We start from the raw sequence: 8334 nt of genomic DNA, 5'->3' as shown, positions 1-8334 counted from the left end.
CACCGGCCCCCCCTCGTTGGGGGGGGTAAAAAAAAACCGCGCGCCCCCACCCATATCCGGGGGGCTCGCCAGGCTCTTTCTGCGTCGCTGAGTGGTTCCCTACTCGGCGTCGTGGTCCGTTTCGAGGATCTTCACCAGGCTGTCCAATGCGGCGTCCGCACCTTCACCCTCGGCACGCAGAACCACCACGTCACCGTGGGATGCTCCCAAGCTCATCAGGGACAGGATGCTGGCAGCGTCCATGGCGTCGTCGGCAGGCTCGCCTTGGCGGGCGATGGTGATGTCGAGGTCAAGGTCGCCGGCAGCTTCGGCGAAGATTGCGGCGGGGCGGGCATGAAGGCCCACACGGCTTGCGATGGTGGCGGTACGTTCAGGCATTGGTGCTCCTTTGTGGTGGTGGGTGGCTTTGTGGGAAGTCTAGACCGTAGGACCTTTAGACACTGGCGGTTGCAGGAACGGGTTCTGCTTCAACCGGCTTCTTCACGGCCCAGCGTTTGAGGGCGATGACAGCCAGGGCGCTGACCACCATTCCGGCCACGATGGCGACGACGAACATCACCAGGTTGCCGATGGCGAAGAAGACGAACAAACCGCCATGGGGAGCCTGCGAGGTGACCCCGGTGGCCATGCAGAGTGCGCCGGTCAGTGCGCCGCCCAGCATGCTGGCGGGGATAACACGCAGCGGGTCGGCTGCAGCGAAGGGAATGGCGCCTTCGGAGATGAAGGATGCACCCAGCAGCCAAGCCGCCTTGCCGTTCTCACGCTCGTTGAGGGTGAAGACCTTCTTGTCCAACGCGGTAGCCAAGGCCATCGCCAGCGGCGGGACCATGCCGGCCGCCATTACGGTGCCCATAATCATCCACGGAGCCTGGTTGTCGGCGCTGCCAGCGCTCAAGCCGGCAACTGCGAAGGCGTAGGCAACCTTGTTGACCGGACCACCCAGATCGAAGCACATCATGAGGCCGAGGATGATGCCAAGGACCACGGCGGAAGCGCCGCTCATGCCGGTGAGCCAAGTGTTCAGTGCCACCGTGAGGCCTGCGATGGGACCGCCGAGAACCAGGAACATCAGGCCGGATGCGACGATGGAGGCAAGCAGCGGGATGATGACGACGGGCATCAGGCCACGGAGCCAGCGGGGTACCTGCCAGGTTCCGATCAGATGCGCGATGTAACCGGCCAGCAGGCCGCCGACGATGCCGCCGAGGAACCCTGCACCCATGAAGCCTGATACGGCACCGGCGACGAAGCCCGGGGCAATACCCGGACGGTCGGCGATGGCGTAGGCAATGTAGCCAGCCAGGGCCGGGACCAGGAAGCCCATGGACAGGGCGCCGATCTTGAACAAGACCGCACCGAGGTAGATGGTGAGGCCGCCCTCAGGCAGGTTGCCGAAGTTGTTCTCCAGCACCACCTTGTCCGCCACGGCAGTGATGTCATAGCCGCCCAGCAGGAACCCGAGGGCAATCAGCAGACCACCACCGGCCACGAACGGAATCATGTAGCTCACACCGGTGAGGAGTGCGCGCTTCAGCTTCTGGCCGATGTGCTCGCCCTTCTCGTCCTCGGCACGCTCAGCCTGCTCTTCGGCGCCGGAGTGCGGAACACGGCGGGCGTGCGGATCTTCAGCGGCGGCGAGAGCTTCCTGGACCATCTTGCTGGGTTCGTCGATGCCGCGCTTGACCGGTGCGTTGATGACAGGCTTTCCGGCGAAGCGCTCCTTGCCGCGAACATCAACGTCGACGGCGAAGATCACTGCGTCGGCCGCAGCGATCACCGCCGGGTCCAACGGCTTGGCGCCGGAAGAACCCTGGGTTTCGACCTGCAGGTCAACGCCCATTTCCTTGGCGGCGGCGACGAGCGAATCAGCGGCCATGTAGGTGTGTGCAATACCCGTTGGGCAGGCGGTCACGGCGACAATGCGCTTTGGTGCGGCAGCCGCCGTCGTGTTTTCTACAGGAGCTGCGGCAGCAGCCGCAGGCTTGTCTGCCAGCGCGCCGTCCACGAGGTCCACGATGTCCTGCTCAGTGGCGGCCGCACGCAGCGCCGCCGTGAAGTCCTTCTTGATCAGCGAACGAGCCAGTTTGGAGAGCAGCTTCAGGTGTTCCTGGTCCGCGCCGTCAGGGGCTGCGATGAAGAAGATCAGGTCTGCCGGGCCGTCCTTGGCGCCGAAGTCCACCTTGTGCGAGAGGCGGGCCATGGCAAGGGCAGGTTCGGTGACGGCGGCCGAGCGGCAGTGCGGGATGGCGATACCGCCGGGGACGCCCGTTGCGGTCTTTTGCTCGCGGGCAAAGGCATCAGTGAAGAGCCCTTCAACCTCGGAAGCACGGCCGGTGTCGGCAACTTTGCCGGCCAGGACGCGGATGACGTCGGCAGGGGAGTCGCCCAGGTTTTGGTCGAGGGTGACCAATTGGGTTGTGATCAGCTGGGTCACTGTGAGTCCTTCTGGAGGGCCGTGATGGTTACGGCATCGGGGGTTGTTTGGTGGACTGCCGGGACAGTGGAGCCCGGCAGGGAAGCAGCAGCGGCACCATGTGCCACGGCCTGACGAAGGCAGTCCTGCGCGGACCCGCCTTGGGTTGCAGCCAGCAAATATCCGGCCAATGCAGAGTCCCCGGCGCCTACCGTGCTGACGGCTTTGATGGGCGGATGAGTGGCAAGCCACGCTCCGTCTGCCGTCACCAGGATTGCTCCCTTGGACCCGAGTGTTGCGAGAACGGCGCCTACACCGCTGGCGACGACGGCGGCGGCGGCTTGGACGGCCTTGGCCGGGTCCGCTTCCAGTTCGTCAGCTGTGGAGACGTTGGTGAAGCCGGCGGCGGCGGCAAGCTCTGCGAGCTCTTCAGCGTTCGGCTTGAGGAGGTCCGGTTTACCTGGGGCGTCGCCCACCAGCGCAGCCGCAAGCGGTGCCCCGGAAGAGTCGATGGCGATGCCGGGGGCGGCCGTTCCGTCCGCGTTCGACCGGAGCCGACGCGCGATTGTGGCGTAGAAATCCGCGGGAACTCCTGGTGGGAGCGATCCTGCGAGTACCACCCAGCTGGCGCCACGGGAGCGCTCCAGCAAGAGCCCGATCAGGGCCTCCTGCTGGTCACCGCTCAGCTCCGGGCCGGGTTCGTTGATCTTGGTAGTGACGCCATCCGGTTCCGTGAGCGTGACGTTGCTGCGCAACGCCTGACCGATGGGCAGCGCCGCGAACGGCACGCCGGCGTCGTGCAGCCCTGAAAGGACCGGGTCCGAATCTGCGCCCGGAAGCACTGCCAGGGTGTCGAGTCCGGAGGCCACCAGCGCCCGGGAAACGTTGACGCCCTTTCCGCCGGACTCCTGGTGGACGGCCACGGCGCGCTGTACCTCACCGCGGGCGAGGGCTCCTGGAAGTTCCACGGTGCGGTCCAGGCTGGGGTTGGCGGTCAGGGTGACGATCATGCGATCACCACGTCAACGCCGGCATCGGCCAGGGCCGCTGCGAGTTCCGCGGACGGTTCGCTGTCTGTAATCAAGGTGTCAACATCCTTCAAGGTGGCGAACTGGACCAGCGTTTCGGCGTCCAGCTTGGAAGAGTCGGCCAGGGCCACCACGCGGCGGGCTGACGTGACGAAGGCGGCTTTGACCGCGGCTTCCTCAGGGTCGGGAGTGCTAAGCCCGAAGGTGGAGTGAATGCCGTTTGCGCCCACAAATGCGATGTCGGGGCGAAGTTTGTAGGCGGCCTCCACGGTGGACTGCCCGACGGCGGCCTGCGTCAGTCCGCGGACACGGCCGCCAAGGATCTGGAGTGCGATGCCCTGCGTGGAGGAAAGTTTGCCGGCGATGGGAATGGCATGGGTGATTACCACGAGTTCATCGTTTCCATTGGCCGATGGTGTCCGCTGGGCCAGCAGGTCCGCCAGGATTTCCGTGGTGGATCCTGCGTCCAGCAGGATGCTGCCTGTCGTAAGTTCCGGGATAAGCGCCAAGGCCGCGTTTGCGATGCGAAGCTTCTCTATCTGACGTTGGACCGCACGTTCCAGGATGCTTTCTTCACGTGTGCTGAGACGGTCCGACGGGACGGCCCCACCGTGGACTCGCCTCAGGTTCCCCGAGACTTCAAGGGCTGCGAGATCCCGGCGGACTGTCTCAGTAGTGATGCTGAAACGGTCGGCGAGGTCGGTAACGCTCACCCGTCCGCGCTCTGCGACGAGTGCGGAGATCAGTTGCTGGCGCTCTTCTGCGAACACTTACCCTCCATTGCGGTAAAAGCCAAGATTTTCAGTTCAGCCACCTTGGTGACTGCTGTCACAACGTTGTGGAATTGCTTGACTCTATCTTTGTTTATGTTGGTAAGTCAATAGAAATCAACATAAACAAAGATCACTGGGGTGGGCTGCCTCCGGACAGGCCAAAGGGCATGCCGCGCTCCCTGTAGCGCGACATGCCCTCGTTCGGATCCCGACTGGGGGATTTGCCGGGATCCGGTCCTTGGATGTGCCCGGCGGACCCTAGGTCAGGGAGCGGGCGGTTCTCCCTGTCCGGGCGGCGACGGCATGGTCGGTCCGGGCGTGGGGTCAGGAATGGGCGGTGGCCCAGGCTCCGGCAAGGGGACGGGCTCGGGAGTAGGGCCGGGCTCCCGGGTTGGATCCGGACTTGGATCGCGTGTGGGATCAGGCTGTGAAGGGTCCGGTGGGAACTCGCTCATGATCAGGCGCTCCTTCGGTGTGAGGGGTGTTTTGGTCCCGGACTTTTGGGGACGGCGGAGGGGTTTCGCTGGGAATCCCACCCGGCGGCCCTGTAGTCAATGGGCAAATTGTCCGGATCCGGCGGGTCGGGAAGTTTGTGCCTGCTGGCGGGCCGCGGCGTGGAACCTGTTGTGGACGTTTCTTTCCTCTGTGATTCTGCGTGCATGCTTTCCCTCCCTGTAGCTCCGAAACTGCTGTGTGCCGGCCCTCAGTCCGGGATTTCCATGCGGAAACCGCACTGGCACCCCAGGATGCGGGTGTTGATGAGTACCTCGTAGATCCGCAACTGTCCACCGGGCTTCAGGGCAAGGGGAGCCTGGATCCTCCGCAACTCGCAGCTCTTGGTTTTCATGGGCTCACCGCAGTGCAGGTACTGGCCGCCGAATTGAAGGACACCCTGCGAGACGCCGGGACGGTTCAGTATCACCGCAACCCTCTGAACGGAGGCGATCTGTTGGTAGGCGTACTTGCAGGCATGGCATTCATAGCTGACGTCAACCATGTTGGGCGCGGGTGGATAGTGCGACTGGATGGAATTCACCAGCAAGTGCTTGTCCGAATTGCACCGCTGGCACCAAAGAGGTTGGTCAGGCGGTTGGTGGGCTTCGTCCGGGACTCTGGACGCTGGCTGGGCGGGCATGGGTGTAACCTCTGCATCAAAAAATGCGGGACGCCCGTCTGCATGAGCTAAAAGCCTGGGTCCTGTGATGGGGACTGTTAGCAAGATTGTGCACATAGGTGCACCGCAGATGCAAGGATTTTTGCGGCCTTTCGCCCGAGGGTGACAAGCCGAACCCGGACGACCGTAAACTAAGGCATGGACGAAATGAACGTTGAATTGGCGCTGCCTGATGCCGCGTCAGCGCCCGACGATTCTTCGGTGCCTGAACGGCTGCAGGACCTTGTGATCGACAGCGAAGACGTGGGTGGATTCCTGGGAGAACTCGCTGTGTTCTCGGCTGCGGCCGTGTCCCAGGCCGTTGGCATGAATGTTCATTGTGGCATCACCCTTAGCCGGCGCCGCCGTACGGCAACGGTGGCCGGCAGTACCCACGAAGCCAGGCTGATCGATGAAGTTCAGCAGGCCTACGGTGATGGGCCGTGCCTGGAGGCGATGCGCAGCCACGCAACCGTGCATGTTCCCCATACTTCCACCGAGGAGCGGTGGCCGGAGTACTGCACGGTGATTGCGGAGCGTGGTCATCTTTCCGCCCTCTGCGTCCCGCTGGAGCTGGATGAAGGAGCCACTGCGGCCTTGAACTTCTTTGCTCCGCAGATCGACGCCTTCGATGCAGCCACCATCCAAAATTGCGAGCTGTACGCCAGCCAAGCCGAGCGCTCCCTGCGGTTGGCTGTGCGGATAGGCGTGAAGCAGCAACATGCTGATGACCTCCAGGAGGCCATGCAGTCAAGGACTGTCATCGACCTTGCCTGCGGCATCATCATGGGGCAGAACCGCTGTACCCAGGAAGAAGCATTCCAGATCCTCAAGAAGGCCTCGAGTACCCGGAACCAGAAGCTGCGGGTCGTCGCCGAGTCGTTGGTCAAGACCGTGGCGCAGCAGGCTCCCGTTGCCCACTTTGAGGCCTGACCCCACAAAGGGTGCAAGCCGGCAAACCCATGACTTGTGACGCGCGCCACTGGTGAACTACATTTTAGGTGGGTTAAGCAGATAGCCCTTGGAGTCTCATGACGTTGTGCCATCCCGGATGGACCAAGAACTGCACCTTTAGCCGTGGCCGCTTTCGGCCGGCTCGCAGCGTGCCGCATGCAGGCTCCTTGGAGTACTAAAAGGAGAATGGCAATGACGCTTGGATCCCTGCCCGTCCCGAAGCCTGCGCGAGAGACAGAACCCGCAACTGCCGAGACCGGGGTACGTCCTTGGTGCACAGCTTGCGGCACTGATTCCTACATTTTTGTGGAAACGGTGGTGGAAGCGGAAGCGAATCAGTCAGAGGTTGTCGAAGTCAGCTACACCTGCAGCGAGTGCGATACGTTCTATGCCCACACAGTCCGCCTGGAGTCATTGGTACCGGAGATCCAGCGGGAATTTCTTTCCACTTCGGCAGCGGGACTCTGGTTCAGCTGTACCCATTGCGGCGATCCGATGACCTTGGGGCGTCCCGCCGAGCGGGTGATTGAGGCCCCCCGGACCACCGATGATCCGGAAAGCCCCAGCCTCCTGGAGGTCTACTTGCAGACGCAGGTGCTGCATTGCCGTTGCGGTTTCCAAATGGAGGTTCCACGCCACGTTGGATGACCGCCGTCTCTGAATAACTCATCGCGGGGAGGGGTGGCTGTGCGCACGTTTGGTGTTGAAGAGGAACTGCTGATCGCGGATCCCGCGGACGGCTTGCCGTTGGCGCTGGCGGCCGACGTCCTGGACGTGGCAGCTCCTCGGAGTGGGGAGGCCGGGCGCGGGGAGTATGGCGCTGATGAAGCGACGCTCAAATCGGAGTTCAAGCAGGAGCAAGTGGAGGTCAATTCACGCCCCTGTAGAACTGCGGCCGAGCTCCGTGCTGAAATCCGTGCCGGACGGGCGATGTCGGACGAGGCCGCGAGGGCCGTGGGTGCGCGGGTTGCCGCGCTGGCCACACCCCCGGTTTTTCATGCCACGCCTACCTTGGGTAATCAGCGGTACAGCACCATGGGCAACGAGTTTGGGTTGATAGCGCGCGAGCAGCTCACCTGCGGCTTCCACGTGCACGTCTCCATCGAGTCGCCCGAGGAAGGTGTCGCAGTCCTGGACCGGATGCGCCATTGGCTGCCCGTACTCCTGGCGTTGAGTGCGAACTCGCCGTTCTGGATGGGGGCCGATACCGGCTTTGCAAGCTACCGTACCCAGATTTGGAACAGGTGGCCCACGGCCGGACCCATGGACGTTTTCGGTTCCGCCGATGGCTACCGGGCAGTGCTTTCCGAGCTTCTGGAGACGGGAGTTCCGCTGGATGAAGGCATGATCTATTTCGATGCCCGGCTGTCCAGGGGGCACCCCACGGTTGAAGTGAGGATCGCCGACGTCTGCCTCTACGCCGAAGATGCACTGACCATTGCGGTCATCGCGCGTGCCCTGGTGGAAACAGCGGCCGCCGAATGGCGGAGCGGCGGGCCGCCGTCGAGCACCATGACCCCCGTTATTCGTATGGCGAACTGGAAAGCCAGCCGGTTTGGTGTCAGCAACCAGCTGCTCCACCCGCTGGAGCAGCAGCCCTATCCCGCCGCGGACGTGGTGGGCGCCCTGCTCCGACACGTCCGCCAAGCCTTGAGCGAGGCCGGGGACTGGGGGCTCGCGCGGGCTGGAGTCGCGAACATTCTGCGCCGCGGAACCGGCGAGCGGCTGCAACGCCAGGCGTACGGTCAACGGCGCCGATTGTCCGACGTCGTGTCCGCCGCCATTGCGTCGACGCACCAGGACGGTGAACTGTCCGACGCCGGCCGGGGGAGTGTCTAGCCGGCCGGCGGCGCCGGGATCAGCCGTGGGTGGTGCGGGTGCTATTTCCCCAGGGATGGCGGGAGGGGCCGTCGCGCGGGCCCCCCGGCGGGGGGGGGGGGTGCGGGGGGGCCCGGGCGCGGCGGGGCGAGGGGGGGCGCGGCACGCGGGGAGGGCCCAGCCGCCCCCCCCCGG

The 8334-nt window shown here is 64.2% G+C and carries 8 protein-coding genes; 3 read left to right on the top strand and 5 right to left on the bottom strand.

The genetic code is table 11. The features are described from left to right. Positions 1 to 99: 99 nt before the first annotated feature. The 5 genes from LN996_RS22990 to LN996_RS22970 form a co-directional block, all read right to left on the bottom strand. Positions 100 to 378, bottom strand: coding sequence for an HPr family phosphocarrier protein (locus tag LN996_RS22990; protein ID WP_231343400.1), 279 nt, complete (start codon positions 376 to 378; stop codon positions 100 to 102). 55 nt (positions 379 to 433) lie between these two features. Then, the gene (locus LN996_RS22985) at positions 434 to 2434 is read right to left on the bottom strand and encodes a fructose-specific PTS transporter subunit EIIC (protein ID WP_231343399.1); all 2001 of its coding nucleotides are present in this window, start codon (positions 2432 to 2434) and stop codon (positions 434 to 436) included. Continuing rightward, positions 2431 to 3423, bottom strand: coding sequence for a 1-phosphofructokinase family hexose kinase (locus LN996_RS22980; RefSeq protein ID WP_231343398.1), 993 nt, complete (start codon positions 3421 to 3423; stop codon positions 2431 to 2433). The genes LN996_RS22985 and LN996_RS22980 overlap by 4 nt, the downstream gene beginning before the upstream one ends. Next, the gene (locus LN996_RS22975; RefSeq protein WP_231343397.1) at positions 3420 to 4211 is read right to left on the bottom strand and encodes a DeoR/GlpR family DNA-binding transcription regulator; all 792 of its coding nucleotides are present in this window, start codon (positions 4209 to 4211) and stop codon (positions 3420 to 3422) included. Before LN996_RS22975 ends, LN996_RS22980 begins: the two co-directional genes overlap by 4 nt. A gap of 706 nt (positions 4212 to 4917) precedes the next feature. Continuing rightward, positions 4918 to 5250 carry a hypothetical protein gene (locus LN996_RS22970; protein WP_231343396.1) on the bottom strand — a complete coding sequence of 111 codons (333 nt, stop codon included), beginning with the start codon at positions 5248 to 5250 and terminating at the stop codon, positions 4918 to 4920. Between the two features lie 276 nt (positions 5251 to 5526). On the opposite strand from LN996_RS22970, the gene LN996_RS22965 reads away from it, so the two are divergent. From LN996_RS22965 to LN996_RS22955, 3 genes are all read left to right on the top strand, one after another. Continuing rightward, positions 5527 to 6300: a GAF and ANTAR domain-containing protein gene (locus LN996_RS22965; RefSeq protein WP_231343395.1), complete on the top strand. Its 774-nt coding sequence runs from the start codon at positions 5527 to 5529 to the stop codon at positions 6298 to 6300. Positions 6301 to 6513: 213 nt separating this feature from the next. Then, positions 6514 to 6969 (top strand): hypothetical protein, encoded by a 456-nt coding sequence (locus LN996_RS22960; protein ID WP_231343394.1) that lies wholly within the window; start codon positions 6514 to 6516, stop codon positions 6967 to 6969. Positions 6970 to 7008: 39 nt separating this feature from the next. Then, on the top strand, positions 7009 to 8160 hold the full coding sequence (locus tag LN996_RS22955; RefSeq protein WP_231343393.1) for a glutamate--cysteine ligase: 1152 nt from the start codon (positions 7009 to 7011) through the stop codon (positions 8158 to 8160). Positions 8161 to 8334: the final 174 nt, after the last annotated feature.

The organism is Arthrobacter sp. AK01 (assembly GCF_021109375.1).
Classification (GTDB): Bacteria; Actinomycetota; Actinomycetes; order Actinomycetales; family Micrococcaceae; genus Arthrobacter.
This window is presented reverse-complemented; position numbering and strand designations above follow the sequence as displayed.

Excerpts from the sequence above, each read along its gene's own strand:
- LN996_RS22990 (WP_231343400.1), bottom strand. The coding sequence starts at position 378 with ATGCCTGAACGTACCGCCACCATCGCAAGCCGTGTGGGCCTTCATGCC.
- LN996_RS22980 (WP_231343398.1), bottom strand. The coding sequence starts at position 3,423 with ATGATCGTCACCCTGACCGCCAACCCCAGCCTGGACCGCACCGTGGAA.
- LN996_RS22965 (WP_231343395.1), top strand. The coding sequence starts at position 5,527 with ATGGACGAAATGAACGTTGAATTGGCGCTGCCTGATGCCGCGTCAGCG.
- LN996_RS22960 (WP_231343394.1), top strand. The coding sequence starts at position 6,514 with ATGACGCTTGGATCCCTGCCCGTCCCGAAGCCTGCGCGAGAGACAGAA.